This is a genomic window from Streptomyces sp. NPDC008092 (genome assembly GCF_042957285.1).
Classification (GTDB): Bacteria; Actinomycetota; Actinomycetes; order Streptomycetales; family Streptomycetaceae; genus Streptomyces.
Genome location: NZ_JBIBHY010000010.1, coordinates 422,322 through 446,431 on the forward strand (window position 1 = coordinate 422,322; position 24,110 = coordinate 446,431).

Sequence of the window (24,110 nt, forward strand, 5' to 3'; positions counted from 1 at the left end):
GCCTTCACCCGTCCTCACCCGTCCTCACCCGTCCTCACCGAACCGGGCGATCGCCGCCAGGACCGCCTCGTGCATCGCGGGACTGCCGGTGTGCCCCGCGTCGTCGATCACCTTCAGCTCCGCCTCCGGCCAGACCTTCGCCAGCTCCCACGCGGTCTTCAGCGGGCTGCCGATGTCCAGCCGGCCGTGGATCAGCACTCCCGGAATGCCGGCCAGCCGGTGGGCGTCCCGCAGCAGGCGGCCGTCCTCCAGCCAAGCGTCGTGGGCGAAGTAGTGCGCGCAGATGCGGACGAAGGCCGTCAGGGCGTCGTCGGGCCGGTCGCTGTAGGCGCCGGGACTGCCCAGCGCCTCGTGGGCGATGACGGCGTCCTCCCAGGTCACCCAGGCACGGGCCGCGCCGGCCCGGACCGCGGCGTCCGGATCGTTCAGCAGCCTGTTGTAGGCGGCGACGAGACTGCCGTCGCGGTCGGCCGGCGGCAGGTGGTCACGGAAGGCCTCCCAGGGGCCGGGGAGCAGGCGGCCCACGCCGCGGTAGAGCCAGTCGGTCTCCTCGGGGCGGGTCATGGTGACGCCGGCGATGACGATCTCGGAGACCCGCTCCGGGTGCCGTTCGGCATAGGCGAGGATCAGCGTCGAGCCCCAGGAGCCGCCGTAGAGGAGCCAGCGTTCGACGCCGAGGTGCTCGCGCAGCCGTTCCATGTCGGCGATCAGGTGGTCGGTGGTGTTCTGCGCGAGGCTGACGGACGGGTCGGAGGCGTGCGGCCGGCTCTCGCCGGAGCCGCGCTGGTCGAAGAGGACGACCCGGAACACGTCGGGATCGAACAGCCTGCGGCTGTGCCGCCGCCCGCCGCTGCCCGGGCCGCCGTGCACACACAGGGCGGCCTTGCCCGCGGGGTTGCCGCTGGTCTCCCAGTAGACCCGCTGCCCGTCCCCAACATCGAGGAGACCACGGGCGTAGGGCTCGACGGGCGGGAAGTCCTCGGGCATGGCGCTCTCTTTCCGGAAAGGGGCAGGAACAGCCAGTCATCTTCCCCGAGTTGGGGATTGGGGGTGGACCAGACCGCGAAGGACCGCGAAGGACTGCGAAGACCCATGAAGGCTCGGGGGAGGCTCGGGGAGGCCGCCGGGCGGTCGCCGTACCGGCGCGGGTACTCGGGTCGGTCTGAGTATCCGCACTCTGTTCGGCGCCGGCCCCCGGCCGGAACGCTGGGGGCATGGGACTCAAGAGGCCCGTTCTCCGGGCGGTGGTGCCGGCACTCGTGCTGGCCGGGATGTCGGTGGCGGCCTGGGCCGCCTGGCTGGGGTGGGACCAGGACCAGGACGTGCGGGCGGACGGTTCGGTCAGCGGGCCGTACGAGCCGTGGCAGGTCGCCGGGCTGGCGGTGACCCTGCTCGCGGCGGTCTGCTGCACGGCGGCCCGGGGACACAGCGCCGCGGCCGTGGGAGGTACGACGGTGGGGCTGACCCTGGCCGCCTACGTCGACTGGTCGGACGACGCCAGTGGGCTGTTCGTGGTCGGGGTGGCGCTGGTCATGGTGGGGACTTTCGTCGCCTCCGCCGTCGCCTCGGCGGTCGTGTCCGCCGCGACCGACCCGCTGCGGCGCGACCGGCCGCTCACCCGGTAGGTGAGGCGGGCCTCGCCGGTCACACGGAGAGTGGCTGTTCCGCCCAGATCGTCTTGCCGGTGGGGGTCTGGCGGCTGCCCCAGCGTTCCGAGACCTGGGCGACCAGGAGCAGGCCCCGGCCGCCCTCGTCGTAGACGCGGGCCCGGCGCAGGTGCGGGGCGGTGCTGCTGCCGTCGGAGACCTCGCAGATGAGGGAGGCGTCGCGGATCAGGCGCAGGGCGATCGGTCCGTCGCCGTAGCGGACCGCGTTCGTCACCAGCTCGCTGACGATCAGTTCGGTGGCGAAGACCGCGTCCGCCAGGCCCCAGGCCTCCAGTTGCTCGCAGGCCATCTTGCGGGCTCCGGCGACGGCGGCCGGGTGCTGGGGGAGCTGCCAGGTGCGGACCTTCGCGGTGTCCAGGGCGGAGGTGCGGGCGAGCAGGAGGACGATGTCATCGGCCGGGCGGTCGGTCAGGACCGTGCGCAGGACGTGGTCGCAGGTCTCCTCCAGGGAGGCGGCGGGGTCGGCGAGGGCCCGCCGGAGCAGGCCGAGGCCCACCTCGATGTCGTGGTCGGCGGTCTCCACCAGGCCGTCGGTGTAGAGGGCGAGGAGGCTGCCCTCCGCGAGTTCCACTTCGGCGGACTCGAAGGGCAGGCCGCCCAGGCCGAGCGGCGGGCCGGCCGGGAGGTCGAGGAAGCGGACGTCGCCGCCGGGGGTGACCAGGGCCGGCTGCGGATGGCCGGCGCGGGCCATGGTGCACCGGCGGGTCACCGGGTCGTACACGGCGTACAGGCAGGTCGCGCCGACGTCGCCGGACGACGCGGTCTCCGCCCGGCCGGACACCTCCGGGCCCTCCTCGCGGTCGAGCCGGATGACCAGGTCGTCCAGCTGGGTGAGGAGTTCGTCGGGGGCGAGGTCAACGTCCGCCAGCGTCCGTACCGCCGTGCGCAGGCGGCCCATGGTGGCCGAGGCGCGGATGCCGTGGCCGACGACGTCTCCGACGACCAGGGCGACCCGGGCGCCGGAGAGCGGGATCACGTCGAACCAGTCGCCGCCGACGTCCGCGCCGGACCCGGTGGGCAGATAGCGGTAGGCCACCTCCGTCGCCGCCAGGTCCGGCGGCCGGCCGGGCAGCAGGCTGCGCTGCAGGGCGAGGGCGGTGCGGCGCTCACGGGTGTAGCGGCGGGCGTTGTCCAGGCTCACCGCGGCCCTGGCGACGATCTCCTCCGCGAGCCGCTGGTCGTCCTCGGTGAACGACTCGGGCGTGCGGTGCCGCAGGAAGTGGACGAGGCCGAGGGTGACGCCGCGGGCCCGCAGCGGGACCATCAGCACCGAGTGGATCCGGTGCCGGGCGACGGACTCGGCGCGGGCCTGGGAGGTCCTGAGCCACTCCTGCATGCCCGGGTCGCCGGGCTGGTGGCGGGTGCCGTGGCCGGCGAGCAGCGTCCACATCGGGGGCGTGTTCACCGGGTAGCGGAAGGCGTCGCCGGGGTCGGCCACCGCCTCCGGGCAGCCCGCCAGCACCGACCGCTGGGCCGTCCGGCGCACGGCGACCGGTTCGCCCGGTGCCAGGAGCCCCGGCTCGTCGCCGAGGGCGACGGACTCCAGCAGGTCGACGGTGACGAAGTCCGCGAACCCGGCCACGGCCACCTCGGCCAATTCTTCGGCGGTGCGGGTCACGTCCAGGGTGGTGCCGATGCGCATGGTGGCGTCGTTGAGGACGGCCAGGCGGCGGCGGGCCCAGTACTGCTCCGTGGTGTCGAAGACGACCGCGGACAGGCCCTGCACCGTGCCGGTCTCGTCCCTCAGCGGGGAGAAGTACATCGACCAGGAGTGCTCCCTGGTCTCCCCGGGCGCCTGGGCGTGCTGTTCGTGGAAGACCGTCCGCCCGGTGCGCAGGACCTGCCGCTGCAGGCGGTCGTACTCGTCGAAGGGGAAGCTGGGCTCGATCTCCGACAGGGTCAGGCCCCGCATCTCCGCCGCGGGCAGGCCCATGATCCGGGCCATCGCGTCGTTGGCGGCGACGAACCGGGCATCGCGGTCGTAGATCGCCACCGGTGTGGGCAGCTGGGCGAGCGTGAGGTCCCACAGGGTCGCCGCCCCGGGCTGGTCGCGTCCGGCCACGGTCGTCTGCGGGGCCCCGGTCACCAGCCAGAGCGGCCTGTCGCCGGTGTCCGCGAGCGGGATGCCCTGGAGGCGGACGACGATCCGGTCGCCGTTGCGGTGCAGCAGCGCGACCTCGGTGGACCAGCGCTGTCCGTCGGCGAGGTGGCGGCGCGCGGACACGGGCAGGTCGGCGGCGAGCAGCATCCGCGCGGAACGGCCGACGACGTCGGCGGGCTCGTACCCGAGCAGCCGCCGGGCACCCGCACTCCACACCAGGACGGCCCCGTCGGCGTCGACGACGACCGCCAGGTCCTCCGGTACGCGACCCTCCATGGTGCCTCCGGCTGTCCGGGTACCCCTCCCAGGATCGCGCCGCCCGGAATCCCCTTCAACCGGCGGCCCGGCGAGATCGGCGTGCGGTGACGCCGGTGCGGAGCCGTCAGCCGGTGTCCTCGCGCAGGGCCCGGTCGATCGCGGCCAGCGCGCCGGTCAGCCGGTTGTAGTCGTCGGCCGTCAGCGGCCCGACGAAGAACTCCTCGACGACCCGGGCGTGCACGGCGACCGCGCCCAGGAACGTCGTAAGCCCTTCGGCGGTCGGTTCCACCAGGGCCACCCGCCGGTCGCCGGGGGACGGCACCCGCCGGACCAGCCCGGCCTCCTCCATACGGTCGATCAGCCGGGTGGTGCCGCTGCTGGTCAGCGTGAGGCCGTCGGCCAGCTGCCGCTGGGAGACCTCCTCGCCGGACCGACGGCAGAGCAGTATCAGCACTTCCAGCATGGTGTGGCTGATCCCGCACTCCCGGCGCAGCGCGGTGTCGATGCGCTGTTCCAGGCGGGTGGCGGACGTGATCAGCAGTCCGAAGTCCCGGACGAGCGGGCTGTTGGCGGCGCGGGCGGCGGCCTCGGCGTCGTGCTGGGGCGTGGAGTTCATCGCGACCGACCTTACTGTGACCGCACTTACTGCTTCCTCGAACACTGATCATCTGATTACTGAGCATTCGATTGCTGACTGGATGATGACTGACTAGATGATTGCTGACTAGTCAATTAAATCGTACGGTGGGTGCACCGCGAGCGACAGCTGGAGCGAGAGGAAGATCCGTGGATCTGCAGCACTGGCTCGGCCGAGCCACCGAAGCGATACAGGAGTGGGCCGACACCTTCGGCCCCTACCGGTCCCACCCGTCCCTCGACGTCGCCGACGACCGCTTCGCGCCGGTCTTCGCGGAGTTCACGGACCGGCTCAAGGACAACTACCCCTTCTTCCACCCGCACTACGCGGGCCAGATGCTCAAGCCCCCGCACCCCGCCGCGGTGGTCGGCCACCTCACCGCGATGCTGATCAACCCCAACAACCACGCCCTGGACGGCGGCCCCGCCACCGCGGCGATGGAACGCGAGGCGGTCGCCCGGCTCGCGACGATGTTCGGCTACGACACGCACCTCGGCCACCTCACCACCAGCGGCACCATCGCCAACCTCGAAGCCCTCTTCGTCGCCCGCGAACTCCACCCCGGCCGGGGCATCGCGCACAGCGCCGACGCCCACTACACCCACGGCCGCATGTGCCACGTCCTGGACATGACCAGCCACCCCGTCCGCACCGACGACCAGGGCCGGATGGACCTCGACGCGCTGGCGGACGTACTGGAGACCGGTGACGTCGGCACCGTCGTCGTCACGGCCGGCACCACCGGGCTCGGCGCCGTCGACCCCGTCCACGAGATCCTGCCGCTCGCCGAGCGGCACGGCGTCCGCGTCCACGTCGACGCGGCCTACGGCGGCTTCTTCACGCTCCTCGCCGGCGCCGACGGTCCCGAGGGGCTGCCGCCCGAGCCGTGGCGGGCGCTCGCACGGGCCGACTCGATCGTCGTCGACCCGCACAAGCACGGACTCCAGCCCTACGGCTGCGGGGCCGTCCTCTTCCGGGACCCCGAGGTCGGCCGCTTCTACCTGCACGACTCGCCGTACACCTACTTCACCTCCGGCGAACTCCACCTGGGCGAGATCAGCCTGGAGTGCTCCCGCGCCGGTGCCGCGGCGGCGGCCCTGTGGCTCACCTTCCGGCTGCTGCCGCCCACGCCCGACGGCCTCGGCAAGGTGCTGGCGGCCGGGCGCCGGGCCGCCCTGCGCTGGGCGGACCTGATCGAGACGTCGGACCTCCTGGAGCTCTACCAGCGCCCGCAGCTGGACATCGTCACCTACTTCCCGGCCACCGACCCGGCCGCCCTCACCGCGATCGACGCCGCCTCCGCCCGGGCCCTGGCCGACGGCATGGCCGCCCCCGAACCGGTCTTCCTCAGCACCCTCAAGGCCGACCGCGCGGCCTTCGCCGCCCGGCACCCCAAGATCACGGCGGACGCGGACGGCGCCCGGATCCTGCGCAGCGTCCTCATGAAGCCGGAGTCGGAGGACCACGTCGAGGACCTGCACGAGCGGGTGGAGCGGCTGGTCGCACACCCGAGCGGGCCGCGGGAGGCCGCCCGGTAGTCTGGCCGCGACCTACTGGAACAGGCGTACTCGACACGGCGTACTCGAACACGACGTACTCGACATGGCGTACTGAAACGCGGCTTCCTGCCAGACCGTTTCCTGCCACACCGTGTTCTGGCACGCGGTTTTCTGTTACGCCGACGGCGTCGACCGACCCTCCCCTTGTATGAGCGACTTCTCACCCAGTGGACATGACGCGTACACCGCCGTCGTCAGTGCCGCGCAGGCGGGCGACCAGCGGGCGCTCGACGTGCTCGTGGCGGACCATCTGCCCCTCGTCTACAACGTCGTCGGGCGTGCCCTGAACGCCCCCTCCGACACCGACGACGTCGTCCAGGACGTCATGCTCCAGATGGTCCGCGACGTGGGGCAGGTGCGGGACCCCGCCGCGTTCCGCTCCTGGCTGGTGGCGATCGCGATGCGCCAGGTGCGCCGGCACTGGCGGCTGCGGCGGGCGGCACCGCACCAGGCCGACGCCGAGTGGCTGGACGAGACCGCGCAACTCGCCGACCCCGGGGCCGACTTCGCCGACCTCACCATCACCGTGCTGCACCTGTCCGAACAGCGGCGCGAGACCGCCGAGGCGACCCGCTGGCTGGACGCGGAGGACCGCGAACTGCTCGCCGTGTGGTGGATGGAGGTGGCCGGTCAGCTCACCCGTGCCGAACTGGCCGCCGCCCTGGAGACCCCGCCCGCGCAGGCGGGTGTCCGGGTGCAGCGGCTGAAGGCCCGGCTGGAGGTCGCGCGGGCCGTGGTGCGGGCCCTGGAAGCGGTGCCGCGCTGCCAGGACCTGGACGGGATGCTGTACGGCTGGGACGGCCGGCCGAGCGGTCTGTGGCGCAAGCGGGTGGCCCGGCACACCCGTGAATGCCCGTTCTGCGACGGGGTGTTCGCCGAAGCCGACGTGGTCCCGGCCGAGCGGCTGCTCGCGGACCTGGCCCTGGTACCGGTCCCGCCGGTGCTCGTCGCGCTGACGGCGGCGGCCCTGCGGGCGGGCGGCGGCAACGCCACCACCGCCACGCACGCCACAATCGCCGCGCACACCACGCCGTTGGACCGCGCCACCCACGCCACCCGTACGGCGGAGACGACCAAGACGGCCAATGGGGCCAAGGCGCTCAACGCGGTCAAGGCGCTCAACGCGGTCAAGGCCGCCTCCGCCGGAAAGCTCGCCGCACTCCTCTCGCTGGCCGCCGCCGGCGTCGCCGGTGTCACGATCGCCACGGTGGCCCTCGCCGCCGGCCCGAGCGGGTCGGCGTCCCCCACGGCCGCCGCGCTCTCCGCGTCGCCCACCGCCCGCTCCGCGCCCCCGGCCGCGTCCGCCTCCCCCTCGCCGTCGTCCACGCCGGCCTCGCCGTCGAAGACCGCCGGCCCCCACGCCACCAAGAAGCCGGCGACCACCGCGGCGGCGGCCCCGAACCCCGCGACCGTCGACACGAAGCTCCCGGTCCGCGCCGCCTTCTACTACCCCTGGTACGACAAGAACCCGCACACCGACGGCGGCAGCCAGTACACCGCCTCGGCGGCCGACTACGACCAGGACGACCCGGCCACCGTCGACCGGCAGATCAAGGACATGCAGTACGGCGGCCTCCAGGCCGGCATCGCCTCCTGGTGGGGCGCCGGCAAACGCGAGGACAAGCGGATGCCGCTGCTGATGTCCGAGGGCGCCAGGCTGGGCTTCTCCTGGACGACGTACTACGAGAACGAGGCGTACGGGAACCCGTCCGCGACCCGGATCCACAGCGACCTCGTGTACCTGCGCAAGTACTCCGACCAGAAGACCTGGCTGCACATCGACGGCAAGCCGGTGATCTTCGTGTACGCGGCGGGCGGCGACGGCTGCGACATGGTCGACCGGTGGACCGAGGCCAACCGCACCGCCGGCTACTACGTCGTCCTCAAGGTGTTCGGCGGCTACCACACGTGCGCGAACCAGCCGCAGGGCTGGCACCAGTACGCGTCCAGCCTGGACATCCAGCAGGGCTACTCGGCGATCCTGTCGCCGGGCTTCTACAAGTACGACGCCGACGCACCGGTCGTCCCCCGTGACCTCGACCGGTTCCGCCGCGACGCCACGACCGTCGCCACCTCCGGCGCGCCCTTCCAGCTCCTCGTCACCTACAACGAGTGGGGCGAGGGCACGGCCGCCGAGTCCGCCACGGCCTGGGCGAGCCCCAGCGGCCACGGCGCCTACATGGACGTCCTGCACGACGTCTTCGCGGCCCACCCCCGCTGACGGGCCCGGCCAGGTCAGGTCGGGTTCCGGTCAGCCCTCGGCCGCCACCTGCCCGGCGAACCCGAGCTCGCGCAGTGCGGTGCGCAGCCGCGCCGCGGCGTCGTCGAGGGCGGCCTCGTCCGTCTCCAACCTGGCCCGGGAGAAGTCGAGTTCGGCCATGCCCCAGGCGGGCGCGACATGGATGTGCAGATGGGGCACCTCGAAGCCCGCGATGACCAGACCGGCCCGGGGCGCGTCCCAGGCACGCCGTACCCCGCGGCCGACCGCCTGGGCCACCGTGACGCAGCGGGCCAGCAGTTCGCCGTCCGCGTCGGTCCACTGGTCCACCTCGCGCCGGGGCACCACCAGGGTGTGCCCCGGGGTCAGCGGCGCGATGCTGAGGAACGCGGCGACCTCGGGGTCCTGCCAGACGAACCTGGCGGGCAGTTCTCCGGCGAGGATCCGGGAAAAGAGCGTCGGCATGCGGCGAGTATCCCGCGTGCCCCGGAGGGCCGTCAGGGGGTCCCGGTGCCCGGGTGCGGGCGTCCGGTGCGCAGCAGGAGCACGGCGAGGTCGTCGGTGTGGCCGCCGGCCGGCCAGGCCTGGTGGACGAGGCCGTCGATGAGGTGCTCCAGGTCGCCGACGTCGGCGCGGGCGAGGTGCTCGGCGAGACCGGCGGTGGCGTGGCCGACGTCGGTGCCGGGGCGTTCGACGAGGCCGTCGGTGTAGAGGGCGAGGACGGCGCCCGCCGGGAGCGGGCCGCGGGTGAGGGGGTAGCGGGCGCAGGCGTCGACGCCCAGCGGCGGGCCGGGGTCGAGGTAGACGGGGTGGGCCCGGCCGGCCGCCGGGCGCAGCAGCGGCGGTACGTGGCCGGCGCCGGCCAGGGTCAGCTCGTGCCGGGCCAGGTCGAGGTGGGCGTAGAGGCAGGTCACCAGGAGGTCGGGGGCCAGGTCGGCGAGCAGCCGGTTGGTGCGGGCGATGACCTGGTCCGGGGCGGCTCCGGCGGTGGCGTGGGCGTGGAGGGCGGTGCGGACCTGGCCCATCAGGGCGGCCGCGGCCATGCTGTGGCCCTCCACGTCGCCGATGACGGCGCCCGCGCAGGCGTCGTCCAGGCGCAGCAGGTCGTAGAAGTCGCCGCCGACGTCGATCCCGTGCCCGGCCGGCAGGTAGCGGGCGGCGACGGTGAGGCCGGGCACGGTGGGGAGGCTGCGCGGCAGGAGCGCCTGCTGGAGCTGGTGGACGAGGTGGTGCTGGGTGTCGTAGAGGCGGGCCCGGTCCAGGGACTGGGCGAGCAGACCGGACAGCGGGGTGAGGACGGCACGTTCGTCGGCGGTGAAGACGTGGGGGCGTTCGTAGGAGAGGGTGCAGCAGCCGACCGGGCGTCCCGAGATGACCAGGGGCAGGAAGGCCCACGCCTGTTTCCCGCTGATCTGCGGCAGCCGCGGGTAGCTGCGGGTCAGCTCGGCCGGGCTGCCGAAGAAGGCGGGGACGCCGCTCGCCAGGACCTGGCCGGCCGGGGTGACGTCGGTGTCGAGGGGGAGGGCGTCCAGGAGTTCGACGGTCTCGGCGGAGTAGCCGTGCTGCCCGGCGATCCGCAGGCGGCCCGCCTCGGCGATGCGGAGCAGGAGTCCCTGGGCGCCGAACCCCGGCAGGATCTGGTCCGCGATCAGCGCGACCACGTCCCGGGTGGTCACCGTCTCCGTGAGCCCGGCCGCGAGGTGGACCAGCTGGTAGAGGCGTCCGGGCGTGGTCGGGGCCGGTTCCGCACGCCCGCTCGGTGCGGGCGCCGTCTCCTCCCCGGCGGTGATGCGCACGCTGATGCCGCTGGCGTCCGGGTGGAGGTGGAAGGTCAGCCACCGGTCCGGCGGACGGAGCGCGCAGAAGGACACCGGCGCCCGGCTGACGACGGCCAGCCGGTACTGCTCCTCGTACCTCAGGTCGTCCAGCCACGGCAGGGACTGCCAGGGCCGGGTGCCGAGCATCCGGTCGGCGTCCCGGCCGAGCAGCCGCGCGGCCGGCGCGGACATGAAGGTGACCCTGCCCTCCAGGTCCAGGGCGAGGGCGCCCTCCGGGATCCGGTCGAGGTAGTCGACGGCGGCCGGCGCGGTCTGGGCGGGGTGGTGCCGGGAGTGCACGGCCACGACACGCGGACGGTCGGGGAGGACGGGCGGCACCGGCGAGTCGTCCAGCAGCCGGGCCAGCGTGCGGGCGCTGGCGGCGATGTGGTGGCGTTCGCGGGTGGTGGCCCGGGGCGGGTGGTCGGCGGGCCACATCAGCACGACCCCGCCCCAGCAGCGGCGCACCCCGCGCAGCGGGACCGCGGCGAGCGCGAAGGGGTACGGCAGGACGGTCGCGGTCCGCGGGTACCGGCGCGCCATCTCGTCCTGGGAGCCCACCCAGACCAGGTGGTCCTCCTTGATCGCGTCGGCCACCGGAACGGGGGCGGTCAGCGGCAGCCGCTGCCAGGGCGCGGTGAAGTCCACGGGCAGCCCGCACAGCGCCACCAGGCGCAGCAGCGCGGCCGGCTCCTCGATCAGGTACACACCGCCGATCGCCGCCCCCGTCCGGCGCACCATGTCGGCCAGCGCCGGCCCCAGGGCATCGTCGACCGCGAGGTCACCCCTGGACCCTGCACCGAGCCGCATGACGTTCGTCCTCCGGTCGCGCGCGGTGAGCAGCGGACGCCGCACGGAGCCCTTACCGGTCCCGCTGAGGCGCCGTATGCCGTCAATTCACGACAATATGCGCATGCTTTCCCGCGGCAACAGCGACCGGGGTGACCTTGCTGCTCGGTGGCTGGGTGCCGGGCGATGGGCGGGTGCTGCTCGATGGGCGAGTGTCGTGCGATGGGCGGGCGTCGCTCGACGGGCGGGTGTCGCCGCCGCGCGCCTGCCGCCGATGTGCGCTGCCGTAGTCTGCCGGCGCCTGCGGCCCTCCCCACCGGGCCGGCTCTCCCCGCTGGCCCGACCCGGCCCGGTGCGAGGCGTGCGGGCTAGGATCCGGGGCATGGCTCTGACCGTGACCGACGTGGACCGGTTCGAGGCGGCCCGGCCGCGCCTGGCGGCCATCGCCTACCGCCTTCTCGGCTCCGCCGGCGAGGCCGAGGACGCCGTGCAGGACACGTACCTGCGCTGGCAGGCCGCCGACACCGGCCGTATCGAGGTCCCCGAGGCCTGGCTGACGAAGGTGCTCACCAACCTGTGCCTCAACCAGCTCACCTCGGCCCGCGCCCGGCGCGAGACCTACGTGGGCCAGTGGCTCCCCGAGCCGCTGCTCGCCGGCGACCCGCTGCTCGGCCCCGCCGACACCGCGGAACGGCGGGAGTCGGTGTCGTACGCGGTCCTGGTCCTGCTGGAGCGTCTCGCCCCGGCCGAGCGCGCGGTGTACGTGCTGCGGGAGGCCTTCGACTACCCGCACCGGGAGATCGCCCGGATCCTCGACCTGACCGAGGCAGCCAGCCAGCAGATCCTGCACCGGGCCAGGAAGCGCGTCGCGCAGGGCAGGGTCCGCACGGAGGTCGACGAGGCCGCCGCCCGGCGGATCATCGAGGAGTTCCTGGCGGCCGCCGGCACCGGCCGGACCGAGCCGCTCGTCCGGCTGCTCACCGAGGACGCCGTCGCGGTCGGGGACGGCGGCGGGAAGGTCCCGGCCGCGGCCAGGGTGTTCGAGGGCGCCCTCGCGGTCGCGAAGTTCATGCGGGGCCTGTTCAAACAGGGCCCGGCCCAGCGCGCCCTGGCCGGCGGCAGCGTCGAACTGCACGTCACGACCGCCAACGGCGGCCCCGCCCTGGTGGCGGTCGTCGGCGGCCGGGTCTTCGGCGTGATGTGCCTGGAGATCACCACCGACGGCATCGCCGCGTTCCGCAACCAGCTCAACCCCGACAAGCTGGAGCGCGCGACCCGGCGGTGGGCGGCGACGGACCACGGCGAACCCGTGCTCCGCCTCTTCTGACGCCCCCGCCCACTCTCATGTGAGCTGCTTCACACCGCCTTCCTGTCAGGAAACGGCGGGCCGTCCGGTTCAGGGGGCGACCCGCTGAAGAGCTGGATGACAGGAGCACGGACATGCAGCACCGCATCGTCGTCCTCGGCGCCGGATACGCCGGAGCCGTGGCCGCCGGCCGCCTCGCCCGGCGGCTGCGCCCCGAAGACGTCGCCATCACCCTCGTCAACGCCGAACCCGACTTCGTCGAGCGCGTCCGGATGCATCAGCTCGCGACCGGGCAGGAGCTGCGGCCCCGGCCCTTCGCCGAGATGTTCGCGGGGACCGGCGTACGGCTGAGGCTCGCGAGGGTCACGGCGGTGGACGTCGACCGCAAGACGGTCACGACGGTCCCCACCACCGAGCACGGCGTACCGGCACCGCAGGAACCGTCGGCACCGATGGAACTGGAGTACGACACCCTCGTGTACGCCCTGGGCAGCGACTGGAACGACCATGGCGTCCCCGGCGCCGCCGAGCACGCCGACCAGATCGCGAGCCGCCCCGGAGCGCTCCGGCTGCGCCGGCGCCTCGCCGCCCTCGAAGCCGGACAGCAGGTGCTCGTGGTCGGCGGCGGACTCACCGGTCTGGAGGCCGTGACCGAGATCGCCGAGGCCCGCCCGGACCTGGACGTCGCCCTCGCCGCCCGCGGCGCCCTGGGCGACTGGCTCTCGCCGAAGGGCCGTCGGCACCTGCGGAAGGTCGTCGACGGCCTAGGCGTCACCGTGCACGAGCACACCGCCGTCACGGCCGTGGCCCCCGGCCACGTGACCACGGCCGGGGGCGGGTCAGTCCCGGCCGCGGTCACCCTCTGGACCACCGGCTTCGCCGTCCATCCCCTCTCCCGGGCCACCACCCTGGAGGTCACCGGCGCGGGCCGGATCGTCGTCGACCGGACCATGCGCTCGGTCTCGCACCCGGACGTCTACGCGATCGGCGACGCGGCGATGGCGACGGGCCCGGCAGGCAACCCGCTCCGCATGTCCTGCGCCTCGGGCCTCCCGATGGCCTGGCAGGCCGCCGACGCCATCGCGGCCCGCCTGACCGGCGGAAAGCTCCCGGACACCCCGCTGCGCTACTTCAACCAGTGCGTCTCGCTGGGCCGCAGGCAGGGCCTGATCCAGTACGTCACGGCCGACGACCGCGCGGTACGGGCGGCCCTGACGGGCCGGACCGCCGCCCGCTACAAGGAACTGATCTGCAAGGGCGCGGCCTGGGCCGTGGCCCACCCGACGCTCGGCCTCCCGTCCCGGCGCCGCCGCCTCGTACCGGATCCGTCCCGCCCGAACACACCGGCCACGACCACGACCAAGACCGAGACCAAGACCGAGACCAAGACCGAGATCCAGACGCCGTCCTGACCCGCCACCAGGCCGGTGCCCCACCCGGGGCACCGGTCCCGGCCTCTGCCCCTGCGTCGACCTCGTCAGCCCTTCGGCCCCGCCGACTGCACCACCTCGAAGGACCACAGCGTCGACCCGGAAGCCGCCGGCTTCGGCCGCTCGCCCTCCGCACCCCCCTGGTGAGCGGCCTTCATCGGCCCCTCCATCCACGCCTGGAAGGACTCCTCGTCCTTCCAGCGCGTGTACACCAGGTACTGCTCGGTCCCCTCGACCGGCCGCAGCAGCTCGAACCACTCGAACCCGTCCGAGTTCTCCACGGCATGCGCCCGCGAAGCAAACCGCTTCTCCAGCGTCTCCCGCTGCTCGTCCGGCACGGTCAGTACGTTGATCTTCACTACGCTCATGGACCCATCCTGACGCAAGAGTGATCAGGGGGACGTGAGTGACTGGTACCTGTCCAGAGCCGGTTGAGCCGGTTGAGCCGGTTGCAACCGTTGCTCGTGCTTCCGTCTCCCTCCCCCTCCCCGCTTCCTGCCGACACGGGCGGCCGAACAGCCCCAAGGCGGCGGCGGAAGCCACGAAAAACTCAGGCGGAGGCGGCGGCCACGAAGAACGGAACGGCGCGTGATCAGGAGAGCGTGAGCGACCGGTACCTGTGTCCGGGCGCACCCTGCGGCCGGTGCGCGTGGTGAACCCTTCCGCATCTCCCCTACGTGGCCTGTGCAGTGCCCGCGGCGACCCCGTGGGCCCACCGATCGTCGACGGACAGGAACGGATGGACTCAATGACGAGATCTGGTACCGCGACGCGACCCCCGCTCGACCGTCCCACCCGCTCGCTCACCGGTCGCGGGCGCGCACTGGGCGTGGCGCTGGCCCTAGGCGCGTTACTCGCGTCGGGCGCGACAACGACCCTCGCCGCTCCGGCGGTTGCCGCGACGGGTGACGTCAAGTGCCCGTCCACGGACTGCGTACGCATCGCGCCCGCGGCCGGCTCCCCGGTCGCCATCGCCCCCGACAACGCCGGCGCGGTGTATCTGGCCTACTCGGGAGGCGATCTGCTCAGGCTCGACCTCGCCACCGGAGCGCTCGACACGGTCGCCACCGGTCTGGGCAACCTCCGCGGCGTGGCCGTCGCCGACGGCAGCGCCTACATCACCGGCTTCGACGGCACGCTCCAGCAGGTCACCCTCGCCACGGGCGGTCGCCGTACCCTGGCCGCCGGCCTGCCCGCGCTCTTCGGTGTCGCCCGCTTCGGCACCACCACCTATGTCACCGACACCAACGGGGAGATCGTCGCCGTCCCGGACGGCGGGACACCGCACGCGGTGGCCACGGGACTCGGCTTCTCCTACGGCCTCGCGTTCGACAAGGCCGGGCTCGCCTACACCGCGGACATGGGCATGGGCCGGATTCTGCAGACGAACGTGGCCACCGGTACGACACGCGTGCTGGCCGACGAGGCCTACGAACCCACGTCGATCTCGGTCGGCGGCGACGGCCTGGTCTACTTCCAGGTCGGCGACGAGGTGAAACGCGTGAACGCCGCCACCAGGGTCCAGTCCCACGTCACCGACATCGTCGGGATCAACACCTTCAGCTTCTCGCTGGCGGCATCCGGAGACGCCTACACCGCCGGCAACGGCGACGACGGTCTGTGGCGGATCACCGGCCTGACGTCGCGATGATGCGGTAGGCAACCCAGGAGCGGTCGCCATCCAGGGCTCCAACATCCTCCCCGGGGTCTGCCGAACTCCCGTCCCACCGTTGGCGCGACCGCGACCGCGACCGCGACCGCGACCACGACCACGACGACGGCGGCGACAGCGGCAGCGGCAGCGACAGCGGCGCAACAGTCACACCCGTAGCCACACCCGCAGTCACACCCGCCCCGAAGAATTCACCGAACTCACGTACAACCCTTACCCCTTGACGCGGGTCTCCTGATCGCTGGACTTCATTGACTCCGGCCGTCCGCCGGGAGGCGGGCGGCCCCCGCATGCCGCAGGAGACGACCCGCATGCACACGTTCCCGCGTCTCGCCCTCGCGACGGCCACCGCGGCCGCGCTGACGGGCGGTCTGCTCACCTTTTCGGCAGCGTCGGCGTCGGCCGCGGACTCCGTCAAGGTCGCCCGCGCCGACTTCAACGGCGACGGCATCGGCGACATCGCCACCTCCGCCACCACCGCCTACGTCAGCGGTCACAAGGGCGCCGGCCAGGTCGTCGCCCTCTACGGCTCCGCCTCCGGCGTCACCACCGCCAAGCGGACCACCCTCAGCCAGAACAGCCCCGGTGTCCCCGGCACCGCCGAGGCGGGCGACGAGTTCGGCTACGACCTGGCGTACGCCGACTTCAACGCCGACGGCTACGACGACCTCGCCGTCTCCTCTCCGTCCGAGAAGGTCGGCACCGACACCAACGGCGGCACCGTCACCCTGCTGTGGGGCTCCAAGAGCGGGCTCACCGGCAAGGGCGTCGACCTCAAGGACCCCTCGCCGAGCGGTCACGACTACTGGGGGCAGACCCTTGCCGCCGGTGACTTCGACGGCGACGGCAAGGCCGACCTGGCCATCGGCAGCTCCGCCGCCACCCTGTGGGTGTTCAAGGGCGGCATCGCGAGCAACGGCACCCCCGGCGGCCGGTACACCGTCAAGCCGCCGATCGAGCCGGGCACCGACTCCTACCCGTACGGCCCGATGCACCTCACCGCCGGTGACGTCAACGGCGACGGCCGTACCGACCTGATCGTCGACGGGTACGAGACGAAGACCAGCGACCACTGGAACACCAACTACTGGCTGCCGGGCACCGCGAGCGGCCTGACCGCCACCGGCGCCAAGGCCCTCAAGAGCGGCATCGTCACCGGCGTCGGCGACATCAACGGCGACGGCTTCGGCGACATCGTCAGCGGCGCCTCCTGGGACGCCAGCAGCGGCGGGACCGTCTTCCCGGACTCCGCCAACGGGGGCCGGGTGGCCATCACCTACGGCAGCGCCTCGGGCCCGGCCAAGGCCACCATGTTCAACCAGAACAGCGGCAGCGTCCCCGGCGCCTCCGAGAAGGGCGACGGCTTCGGCTGGGACCTCGACCTCGGTGACGTCAACGGCGACGGCTACGCCGACCTGGTCGTCTCCACGCCCAACGAGGACATCGGCAGCAAGACCAACACCGGCCAGGTCACCGTCCTCTACGGTGCGAAGACCGGGATCAACCTCGCCTCCGGCGCCCAGTCCTTCGCGCAGAGCACGGCCGGCGTCCCCGGCGACGACGAGAAGAACGACCTCTTCGGCGCCGACGTCAAGCTCGACGACGTCACCGGCGACGGCAAGGCCGACCTGATCGTCGGCTCGTACGAGAACGGCGGCGACGGCGCGGTCACCTACCTGCCGTCCAACGGCTCGAAGATCACCACGACCGGGTCCCGGGCCCTCTCCGCGAGCAAGCTGGGCGTGTCGACGACCGGTACCCCGCAGCTCGGCGCCATCTTCGCCGACTGACCCGCGGGCCGGGAGGGCTGCTCCCGACGGCGCACGGGCAGGGTAGGCCCACCGGTCGTCCGACCACGGGCCTGCCCGGTCCCGCGCGCCCGCTCCGGCACGCAGCACCGCCCGCTGCCCCGCCTTCGCACACCCGCGTACCCCGGCACCCGTGCCGCCGATCCCAGGAGCACCCTCCCCGTGAACGGACACCACCGCCGCCGCCTCGCCCTCGCGACGCTCACCGCCGCCGCGCTGACCGGCGGCCTGCTGACCCTCTCGGCCCCCGTCGCATCCGCCGCCGCGGCCCACGCCTACAAGGCCGACTTCAACCACGACGGCTACGGCGACGTCGCCTTCGCCGCCCCCTACGCCAAGGTCGGCGGCAAGAACATGGCCGGGTACGTCGTCGTGGTCTACGGCAGCGCCTCCGGACTCAACCCCGCCAAGCGCACGATCGTCAGCCAGAACACCGCGGGCGTCCCCGGCACCGCCGAGACCGAGGACTTCTTCGGCCGCGCGCTCGCCCCGGCCGACTTCAACAAGGACGGCTACACCGACCTCGCCGTCGGCGCGCCCGGCGAGGACAACGGCTCGGACACCGACGGCGGTTCGGTCACGATCCTGTGGGGCTCGGCGAGCGGCCTGAAGAACGGCACGACGGTCAAGGACCCCTCGGCCGCCAAGCACGAGGCCTGGGGCTCGGTACTGGCCGCCGGCGACTTCAACGGCGACGGCAAGGCCGACCTGGCCTCCGGCACGGCCGCGTCCTACGCCTACATCGTCAAGGGCGGCTTCACCAAGTCCGGCACCACCGGCGGCACGCAGAAGGTCCCGACCCCGGACAAGGCGGAGTTCGGCATCGACGCGCTCGCCGCCGGCGACACCAACGGCGACAAGAAGTCCGACCTCGTCCTCACGTACCGCACCGCGCTCACCTCCGACCCGTCCGGCAGCTGGTCCAAGGGCGCCGCCTACCTCGGCGCGTCCACCGGCGTGGTCACGACCAAGCCGCGCCCGCTGAACGGCGGCACCTCCCTCGCCCTGGGCGACATCAACGGCGACGGCTACGACGAGATCGCCATCGGCAACGTCTTCGCGAAGGACGACGACCACACCGGCACCCTCGGCGGCCAGGTCGTCGTCATCACCGGCAGCAGGGGCGGCCCGGTCAACGGCGACGCCCCCATGGCCGAGCTCACCCAGTCCGCCACCGGCGTCCCCGGCACCGACAAGGCGGACGACGGCTTCGGCGGCGCCGTCTCCATCGGGGACACCAACGGCGACGGCTACGGCGACCTGGCCATCGGCGTCGTCTTCAAGGACATCGGCGCGGCCGAGGACACCGGTCTCGTCGTCCTGATGAACGGCTCGGCCGGCGGCGTCTCCCGCACCGGCGCCCGCACGATCTCCCAGAACACCGTCGGGGTCCCCGGCACCAACGAGTCCATGGACTACTTCGGCTCGGACCTCGTGCTCTCGGACGTCACCAAGGACGGCAAGGCGGACCTGACCGTCGGTGCCGCCTTCGAGGACGAGGGGGTCGGCGCGGTCACCGCCCTGCGCGGCAGCGCCTCCGGCATCACCGCCACGGGTGCCAAGGCCTTCGGCCCGGGCACCTTCGGGCTCTCCCGCACGTACGGCGCGTTCGGCACCGGCCTCACCGGCTGACGCGCCCTCACCACGGTGACGCGGCCCCTGACGCCGCGTCACCTCACCACCTCACGGGGGAAATCCATGTCCAAGCGCACCACCCTGCTGCTCGCCACGGCCCTCACCACGGGCCTCCTCACCGCCCTGCCCGCCGCCACCGCGACCGCCGCCCCCTCGGGCCTGTCCGGTGACTTCAACGGCGACGGCTACCGCGACCTCGCGATCGCCGCACCCGTCGCCAAGGTCTCCGGCAAGTCCGGCGCCGGTTACGTGGCGGTCGTCTACGGCACGAAGAACGGCCTCGACACCACCAAGCGCCAGATCATCAGCCAGGCCACCACCGGCGTCCCCGGCAACCCGGCCTCCGGCGACTACTTCGGCGACCGGCTCACCACCGGCGACCTGGACGGCGACGGCTACACCGACCTGGTCGTCGGCGTGCACAGCGAGCGGATCGGCACCACCGACTCCTACGGCAACGTGACCGTCCTGTGGGGCGGCGCGAGCGGCCTCAAGGGCGCCAGCAACCTCTCCTCGCCGCTGCCGCGGTACCGCAACGAACTCGGCTGGGCCCTGGCGGCCGGCGACTTCGACGGCGACGGCCACACCGACCTGGCCGTCGGCAACAACTCCACGCCGTCCCTGAACATCTTCCGCGGCCCCTTCACCCGCAAGGGCAAGGCGGCCGCCCTGGTCGGCATCGACACCGTCGACCAGACCACGATCTACTCCGACAAGCTGATCGCGGGCGACGTCAACGCCGACGGGAAGACCGACCTGCTGGTCATGGGCCAGGAGGAGACCGCCTCCGGCGACTACCGCACCCGCAGCGTCCTCTACACCGGGACCGGCGCCACCGGCGGCACCCTCAAGGTCGGCAAGAAGCTCGCGGGCGGCTACGACGCGGTCGTCGCCGACGTGAACAAGGACGGCTACGGCGACATCGTCACCGGCAACTTCATGGAGAAGTCGGCCGACGAGCCCAACGGCGGCCTCGGCGGCGCGGTCACCGTGACCTACGGCGCGGCCGGCGGCCTCAGCAGCCGTACGCCGGTCCGGATCACCCAGGACACGGCGGGCGTCCCGGAGAAGGGCGAGAAGAACGACGGCTTCGGCTGGAGCCTGTCCGCCGGGGACGTGAACGGCGACGGGTACGTCGACATCGCGGTCGGCGCCTACGCCGAGACGCTCGGCACGAAGAAGCAGGCGGGCACGGTCACCGTGCTGCGCGGCTCGGCGAGCGGCCTGACCGGCAGCGGCGCCAAGCTCTTCTCCCAGGACACCGCGGGCGTCCCCGGCACCGCCCAGTCCCAGGACTTCTTCGGCTCCTCGGTCCGCCTCACCGACGCCAACCGCGACGGCCGCGCCGAACTGGTCGCGGGCGCCTACGGCGAGGGCCACGGCGCCGGCGCCGTCTGGCTCTTCAAGTCCACCACCGCCGGCGTCACGGCGGGCGGCTCCAGGACCTTCACCGGCACCACCCTCGGCGGCCCCTCGGGCACCGCCTACTTCGGCGACGTACTGGAAGGCTGACCATGCGCATCCGTACGGCGGCGACCCTCGCCGCACTCCTCACCGCGGGCCTCGTCCCGCTGGCCGGCCCGGCCTCCGCCGCGCCCGCCAGGTACGCGGACGACTTCAACGGCGACGGCTACCGCGACCTCGCCACCGCCGCCCCCGGCGCCACCGTCGGCGGCAAGGCGGACGCCGGCGCGGTCGTCGTCAGCTACGGCTCCAAGTCGGGGATCAAGGCCTCGAACCGCACGGTCGTCACCCAGAACTCGGCGGGCGTCCCCGGCACCGCCGAGAAGTACGACGAGTTCGGCTCGTCGCTCACCTTCGGCGACCTGAACCGGGACGGGTACGCCGACCTGGTCGTCGGCGCCGAGGGCGAGGACGGCGGAGCCGGGTCGGTGACCATCGTCTGGGGGAGCAGCAAGGGCCTGTCCGGCGGCCGTGCCGTCCCCGACCCGGCCCGGACGTCCCACACCGGCTTCGGCATGTCCCTCGCGGTCGGCGACTTCACCGGGGACGGCCGGGCCGACCTGGCCGTCGGCAGCACCGGCAAGGACGTGCAGATCTTCAAGGGCGGCTTCACGAAGACGAACGGAGCCGCGTCCCGGATCGTCCTCAGCACCCGGCTGCTGAGCGGCACGAGCCGGGGCGCGTGGGGGCTGGCCGCCGGTGACGTGAACGGTGACGGCACCGACGACCTGGTGATCAGCGGCACGGAGGACGGGACCTACGAGGACGGCGACCTGGTGTACCTGGGCTCCGCCGCCGCCTCGGGGCCGCAGCCGCAGAGGTTCCTGTACAGCGGCGGCTACCAGCGGGTGCTCCTCGGCGACCTCAACGGGGACGGGTACGACGACGTCGTCACCTCCTACTCGCCGGTGAACGGCTCCACGGTCGGACCCGGCAGGGTCCGCACCTACCTGGGCGGCCCGAACGGCGTGAGCGGCTCGCCCCAGGCGACGATCACCCAGGACAGCCCGGGCGTCCCCGGCAGCACCGCGGCGACGGGCTCCGAATCCTTCGGCGACGCCCTCTCCGTCGGAGACGTCAACGGCGACGGGTACGCCGATGTCGCCGTCGGCGCGGAGTTCGAGGAGGTCGGCGCGGCCTGGCAGACCGGCACGGTGACCCTGCTGCGCGGCTCCGCCGCGGGCCTGACGGGCACGGGCGCGACCCGGTGGACCCAGAACACCCCCGGAGTCCCGGACGCGAACGAGGACAACGACTTCTGGGGCACCGCCGTCCACCTCGCCGACCTCAACGGCGACCGCAAGGCCGACCTGGCGGTCGGCGCCCGGCACGAGAACGGCGGGCGGGGCGCCATATGGACCCTGCGCGGCTCCTCCGCGGGCCTGACGACGACGGGTGCGGTGAGCTTCACCGCGGCGCAGGTCGGCCTGCCGGGCACGTGGTCGCTGCTGGGCTCGGCGTTCGCGCAGTGACCCCCGCACAGGGCGTCCCTGAGACGCCCTGTGACGCCCCCTAGGGGATGTCACAGGTCTGCGGCAATGGCGGGCTCGGGTGCCCGAGCCCGCCACACGGATCTCCGGGACCAGGTACGTTCGAGGACGTGGCTGGATTCAGGAACGGACGCGGCGGCCGGGACGACCGGGCCCCGCAAGCGCGACCGCAACAACCCGCGTACGGGCAGCAGGCATCGCCCCAGAGCTTCGGCGGGCAGCCGGCGGGACCGTCGTACGGGTACCCGTCGGCCCCGCAGCCGTACCCGCAGCACGGCGGCGGGTCCGGCTGGCCGCAGGCGCAGGCGCGCGGCGGCCACCCCGGACAGGGCGGCGGCGACGGCCCGGAGTACTTCGGCGACGACCACGGCTACGGCGGCGGCGGATACGGCGCCGGCACCCCCGACCCGTACGCGGCGAACCAGCCGGGCCACACCCAGGCCTTCTCGGTCGACGAGGCCGGTGCCTACACGCAGGGCGCGACCTACCACGCCGGCTCGGCGGGGCCGTCCGGCCCGATCGGCCCGCGCCTGCACTGGAAGGACCTGCTGAAGGGGATCGTCCTCGCCCCGAACCAGACCTTCCTCCAGATGCGGGACTACGCGATGTGGGGCCCCGCCCTCATCGTGACCTTCCTCTACGGCCTGCTCGCCGTCTTCGGCTTCGACGGTGCCCGCGCGGACGCGATAAACGCCACCCTCACCAACGCGGTCCCGATCGTCCTGGTGACGGCGATCGCGATGGTCGCCTCCTCCTTCGTCCTGGGCGTGGTGACCCACACCCTGGCCCGCCAGCTCGGCGGCGACGGAGCCTGGCAGCCGACGGTCGGCCTCTCCATGCTGATCATGTCGATCACCGATGCCCCCCGCCTCCTCGTCGCCATGTTCTTCGGCGGCAACGCCGGCTTCGTCCAGCTCCTCGGCTGGGCCACCTGGGTCGCGGCGGGCGCCCTGCTCACCCTCATGGTCGCCAAGTCCCACGACCTGCCCTGGCCGAAGGCCCTGGGCGCCTCGGCGATCCAGCTGATCGCCCTGCTGTCGATCGTGAAGCTGGGCACGTTCTAGCCCCGACGCACGACGAAGGGCCCCGGCAACCGTGCCGGGGCCCTTCACACGTCTCCCAGACCTCTCGCCGAGGTCCTCAGGCGTCGAGAACCTGCCCGTCCCTCTTCACGACAGGAGGCAGCACAGACCACGGAAAGTTGATCCAGTCATCGGTCCGCTTCCACACGTACTCGCACTTCACGAGGGAGTGGGACTTCTCATAGATCACCGCGGACCGCACCTCGGCGACCGTTTCGAGGCAGAAGTCGCGGACGAGCTTCAGCGTCCTGCCGGTGTCGGCGACGTCGTCCGTGATCAGGACCTTCTTGTCGCTGAAGTCGATGACGTTGGGTACGGGGGCGAGCATGACCGGCATCTCCAGGGTGGTGCCGACCCCGGTGTAGAACTCGACGTTCACCAGGTGCAGGTTCTTGCAGTCGAGGGCGTAGGCGAGCCCGCCGGCGACGAAGACACCGCCGCGCGCGATGCTGAGCACTATGTCGGGCTCGAACCCGTCGTCGGCGATGGTCTGCGCGAGCTCGCGCACGGCGACGCCGAACTGCTCGTAGCCGAGGTTCTCCCGTACGGGGCTGCCGCTGCTCATGTCCGGTTCCTCACACCTGCGTCCGATGGAAATTGAGGTAGGAGCGGGAGGCGGTGGGCCCGCGCTGCCCCTGGTAGCGGGAGCCGTAGCGCTCACTGCCGTAGGAGTGCTCGGCGGGGGAGGAGAGCCGGAACATGCACAGCTGCCCGATCTTCATGCCCGGCCACAGCTTGATGGGGAGGGTCGCGAGATTGGACAGCTCAAGGGTCACGTGCCCGCTGAACCCGGGGTCGATGAACCCGGCGGTGGAGTGCGTGACGAGCCCGAGCCGCCCGAGCGAGGACTTGCCCTCCAGCCTGGACGCGAGATCGTCGGGCAGCGAGATGACCTCGTACGTCGAGGCGAGGACGAACTCACCGGGGTGGAGGATGAAGGGCTCGTCGCCCTCGGGCTCCACGAGCCGGGTGAGGTCCGGCTGCTCGACGGAGGGGTCGATGTGCGGGTACCGGTGGTTCTCGAACACCCGGAAGAAACGGTCCAGCCGCACGTCGATGCTCGACGGCTGCACCATGGATTCGTCGTAGGGATCGATCCGTACCCGCCCGGCGTCGATCTCGGCCCGGATGTCCTTGTCTGAGAGAAGCACGCCCCGAGGATACGCAAGGCGCGCGG

General features: G+C 72.8%; 19 protein-coding genes. 11 read left to right on the top strand and 8 right to left on the bottom strand.

Annotated features, from left to right (window positions below):
• Positions 1 to 24: 24 nt before the first annotated feature.
• Positions 25 to 987 (bottom strand): prolyl aminopeptidase, encoded by a 963-nt coding sequence (pip, locus tag ACFZB3_RS31755; protein ID WP_391381353.1) that lies wholly within the window; start codon positions 985 to 987, stop codon positions 25 to 27.
• 227 nt (positions 988 to 1,214) lie between these two features.
• Here pip and ACFZB3_RS31760 point away from each other — a divergent pair, with 227 nt between their 5' ends.
• Positions 1,215 to 1,625 carry a hypothetical protein gene (locus ACFZB3_RS31760; protein ID WP_391381356.1) on the top strand — a complete coding sequence of 137 codons (411 nt, stop codon included), beginning with the start codon at positions 1,215 to 1,217 and terminating at the stop codon, positions 1,623 to 1,625.
• Positions 1,626 to 1,644: 19 nt separating this feature from the next.
• On the opposite strand, the gene ACFZB3_RS31765 is transcribed toward ACFZB3_RS31760, so the two are convergent.
• Both ACFZB3_RS31765 and ACFZB3_RS31770 read right to left on the bottom strand, forming a co-directional pair.
• On the bottom strand, positions 1,645 to 4,044 hold the full coding sequence (locus tag ACFZB3_RS31765) for a SpoIIE family protein phosphatase (RefSeq protein WP_391381358.1): 2,400 nt from the start codon (positions 4,042 to 4,044) through the stop codon (positions 1,645 to 1,647).
• 106 nt (positions 4,045 to 4,150) lie between these two features.
• Positions 4,151 to 4,642, bottom strand: a complete 492-nt coding sequence (locus ACFZB3_RS31770) for a MarR family transcriptional regulator (protein ID WP_391381361.1) — start codon at positions 4,640 to 4,642, stop codon at positions 4,151 to 4,153.
• A gap of 170 nt (positions 4,643 to 4,812) precedes the next feature.
• Between ACFZB3_RS31770 and ACFZB3_RS31775 the strand changes: the two genes are divergently transcribed.
• Together ACFZB3_RS31775 and ACFZB3_RS31780 are read left to right on the top strand one after the other, a co-directional pair.
• Positions 4,813 to 6,201 carry an aminotransferase class I/II-fold pyridoxal phosphate-dependent enzyme gene (locus ACFZB3_RS31775; RefSeq protein WP_391381363.1) on the top strand — a complete coding sequence of 463 codons (1,389 nt, stop codon included), beginning with the start codon at positions 4,813 to 4,815 and terminating at the stop codon, positions 6,199 to 6,201.
• 169 nt (positions 6,202 to 6,370) lie between these two features.
• The gene (locus ACFZB3_RS31780; protein ID WP_391381365.1) at positions 6,371 to 8,443 is read left to right on the top strand and encodes a sigma-70 family RNA polymerase sigma factor; all 2,073 of its coding nucleotides are present in this window, start codon (positions 6,371 to 6,373) and stop codon (positions 8,441 to 8,443) included.
• Positions 8,444 to 8,473: 30 nt separating this feature from the next.
• Here the strand turns inward: ACFZB3_RS31780 and ACFZB3_RS31785 are convergent, their stop codons facing one another.
• Positions 8,474 to 8,905: an HIT domain-containing protein gene (locus tag ACFZB3_RS31785; RefSeq protein ID WP_391381367.1), complete on the bottom strand. Its 432-nt coding sequence runs from the start codon at positions 8,903 to 8,905 to the stop codon at positions 8,474 to 8,476.
• Positions 8,906 to 8,937: 32 nt separating this feature from the next.
• Complete coding sequence (locus ACFZB3_RS31790) at positions 8,938 to 11,067, bottom strand: SpoIIE family protein phosphatase (RefSeq protein ID WP_391381369.1); 2,130 nt, start codon at positions 11,065 to 11,067, stop codon at positions 8,938 to 8,940.
• A gap of 361 nt (positions 11,068 to 11,428) precedes the next feature.
• Between ACFZB3_RS31790 and sigJ the strand changes: the two genes are divergently transcribed.
• Together sigJ and ACFZB3_RS31800 are read left to right on the top strand one after the other, a co-directional pair.
• Entirely contained in the window at positions 11,429 to 12,373 is a 945-nt protein-coding gene (gene sigJ / locus ACFZB3_RS31795) for an RNA polymerase sigma factor SigJ (protein WP_391381371.1), read from the top strand.
• A 113-nt stretch (positions 12,374 to 12,486) separates the two neighbouring features.
• On the top strand, positions 12,487 to 13,764 hold the full coding sequence (locus ACFZB3_RS31800; RefSeq protein ID WP_391381373.1) for an FAD-dependent oxidoreductase: 1,278 nt from the start codon (positions 12,487 to 12,489) through the stop codon (positions 13,762 to 13,764).
• A 65-nt stretch (positions 13,765 to 13,829) separates the two neighbouring features.
• On the opposite strand, the gene ACFZB3_RS31805 is transcribed toward ACFZB3_RS31800, so the two are convergent.
• The gene (locus ACFZB3_RS31805; RefSeq protein ID WP_384046985.1) at positions 13,830 to 14,150 is read right to left on the bottom strand and encodes an antibiotic biosynthesis monooxygenase family protein; all 321 of its coding nucleotides are present in this window, start codon (positions 14,148 to 14,150) and stop codon (positions 13,830 to 13,832) included.
• Between the two features lie 380 nt (positions 14,151 to 14,530).
• On the opposite strand from ACFZB3_RS31805, the gene ACFZB3_RS31810 reads away from it, so the two are divergent.
• The 6 genes from ACFZB3_RS31810 to ACFZB3_RS31835 all read left to right on the top strand — a co-directional run bounded on the left by ACFZB3_RS31810 (position 14,531) and on the right by ACFZB3_RS31835 (position 22,915).
• Positions 14,531 to 15,433 (top strand): hypothetical protein, encoded by a 903-nt coding sequence (locus tag ACFZB3_RS31810; RefSeq protein ID WP_391381376.1) that lies wholly within the window; start codon positions 14,531 to 14,533, stop codon positions 15,431 to 15,433.
• 332 nt (positions 15,434 to 15,765) lie between these two features.
• Complete coding sequence (locus ACFZB3_RS31815) at positions 15,766 to 17,244, top strand: FG-GAP-like repeat-containing protein (protein ID WP_391381378.1); 1,479 nt, start codon at positions 15,766 to 15,768, stop codon at positions 17,242 to 17,244.
• A gap of 180 nt (positions 17,245 to 17,424) precedes the next feature.
• Complete coding sequence (locus ACFZB3_RS31820; protein WP_391381384.1) at positions 17,425 to 18,894, top strand: FG-GAP-like repeat-containing protein; 1,470 nt, start codon at positions 17,425 to 17,427, stop codon at positions 18,892 to 18,894.
• A 66-nt stretch (positions 18,895 to 18,960) separates the two neighbouring features.
• Positions 18,961 to 20,409 (top strand): FG-GAP-like repeat-containing protein, encoded by a 1,449-nt coding sequence (locus ACFZB3_RS31825; RefSeq protein ID WP_391381386.1) that lies wholly within the window; start codon positions 18,961 to 18,963, stop codon positions 20,407 to 20,409.
• A 2-nt stretch (positions 20,410 to 20,411) separates the two neighbouring features.
• The gene (locus tag ACFZB3_RS31830) at positions 20,412 to 21,833 is read left to right on the top strand and encodes an FG-GAP-like repeat-containing protein (protein WP_391381388.1); all 1,422 of its coding nucleotides are present in this window, start codon (positions 20,412 to 20,414) and stop codon (positions 21,831 to 21,833) included.
• A 47-nt stretch (positions 21,834 to 21,880) separates the two neighbouring features.
• On the top strand, positions 21,881 to 22,915 hold the full coding sequence (locus tag ACFZB3_RS31835; protein ID WP_391381390.1) for a YIP1 family protein: 1,035 nt from the start codon (positions 21,881 to 21,883) through the stop codon (positions 22,913 to 22,915).
• Between the two features lie 76 nt (positions 22,916 to 22,991).
• On the opposite strand, the gene ACFZB3_RS31840 is transcribed toward ACFZB3_RS31835, so the two are convergent.
• On the bottom strand, positions 22,992 to 23,498 hold the full coding sequence (locus tag ACFZB3_RS31840) for a phosphoribosyltransferase family protein (protein ID WP_391381392.1): 507 nt from the start codon (positions 23,496 to 23,498) through the stop codon (positions 22,992 to 22,994).
• 10 nt (positions 23,499 to 23,508) lie between these two features.
• Positions 23,509 to 24,084: a dCTP deaminase gene (gene dcd, locus ACFZB3_RS31845; protein ID WP_133023558.1), complete on the bottom strand. Its 576-nt coding sequence runs from the start codon at positions 24,082 to 24,084 to the stop codon at positions 23,509 to 23,511.
• Positions 24,085 to 24,110: the final 26 nt, after the last annotated feature.

What these genes read in the sequence shown, in the direction of transcription:
- pip (WP_391381353.1), bottom strand. Translation starts at nt 987, where the DNA reads ATGCCCGAGGACTTCCCGCCCGTCGAGCCCTACGCCCGTGGTCTCCTC.
- ACFZB3_RS31760 (WP_391381356.1), top strand. Translation starts at nt 1,215, where the DNA reads ATGGGACTCAAGAGGCCCGTTCTCCGGGCGGTGGTGCCGGCACTCGTG.
- ACFZB3_RS31765 (WP_391381358.1), bottom strand. Translation starts at nt 4,044, where the DNA reads ATGGAGGGTCGCGTACCGGAGGACCTGGCGGTCGTCGTCGACGCCGAC.
- ACFZB3_RS31770 (WP_391381361.1), bottom strand. Translation starts at nt 4,642, where the DNA reads ATGAACTCCACGCCCCAGCACGACGCCGAGGCCGCCGCCCGCGCCGCC.
- ACFZB3_RS31780 (WP_391381365.1), top strand. Translation starts at nt 6,371, where the DNA reads ATGAGCGACTTCTCACCCAGTGGACATGACGCGTACACCGCCGTCGTC.
- ACFZB3_RS31785 (WP_391381367.1), bottom strand. Translation starts at nt 8,905, where the DNA reads ATGCCGACGCTCTTTTCCCGGATCCTCGCCGGAGAACTGCCCGCCAGG.
- ACFZB3_RS31790 (WP_391381369.1), bottom strand. Translation starts at nt 11,067, where the DNA reads ATGCGGCTCGGTGCAGGGTCCAGGGGTGACCTCGCGGTCGACGATGCC.
- sigJ (WP_391381371.1), top strand. Translation starts at nt 11,429, where the DNA reads ATGGCTCTGACCGTGACCGACGTGGACCGGTTCGAGGCGGCCCGGCCG.
- ACFZB3_RS31800 (WP_391381373.1), top strand. Translation starts at nt 12,487, where the DNA reads ATGCAGCACCGCATCGTCGTCCTCGGCGCCGGATACGCCGGAGCCGTG.
- ACFZB3_RS31805 (WP_384046985.1), bottom strand. Translation starts at nt 14,150, where the DNA reads ATGAGCGTAGTGAAGATCAACGTACTGACCGTGCCGGACGAGCAGCGG.
- ACFZB3_RS31810 (WP_391381376.1), top strand. Translation starts at nt 14,531, where the DNA reads ATGACGAGATCTGGTACCGCGACGCGACCCCCGCTCGACCGTCCCACC.
- ACFZB3_RS31815 (WP_391381378.1), top strand. Translation starts at nt 15,766, where the DNA reads ATGCACACGTTCCCGCGTCTCGCCCTCGCGACGGCCACCGCGGCCGCG.
- ACFZB3_RS31825 (WP_391381386.1), top strand. Translation starts at nt 18,961, where the DNA reads ATGTCCAAGCGCACCACCCTGCTGCTCGCCACGGCCCTCACCACGGGC.
- ACFZB3_RS31830 (WP_391381388.1), top strand. Translation starts at nt 20,412, where the DNA reads ATGCGCATCCGTACGGCGGCGACCCTCGCCGCACTCCTCACCGCGGGC.
- ACFZB3_RS31835 (WP_391381390.1), top strand. Translation starts at nt 21,881, where the DNA reads ATGTCACAGGTCTGCGGCAATGGCGGGCTCGGGTGCCCGAGCCCGCCA.
- ACFZB3_RS31840 (WP_391381392.1), bottom strand. Translation starts at nt 23,498, where the DNA reads ATGAGCAGCGGCAGCCCCGTACGGGAGAACCTCGGCTACGAGCAGTTC.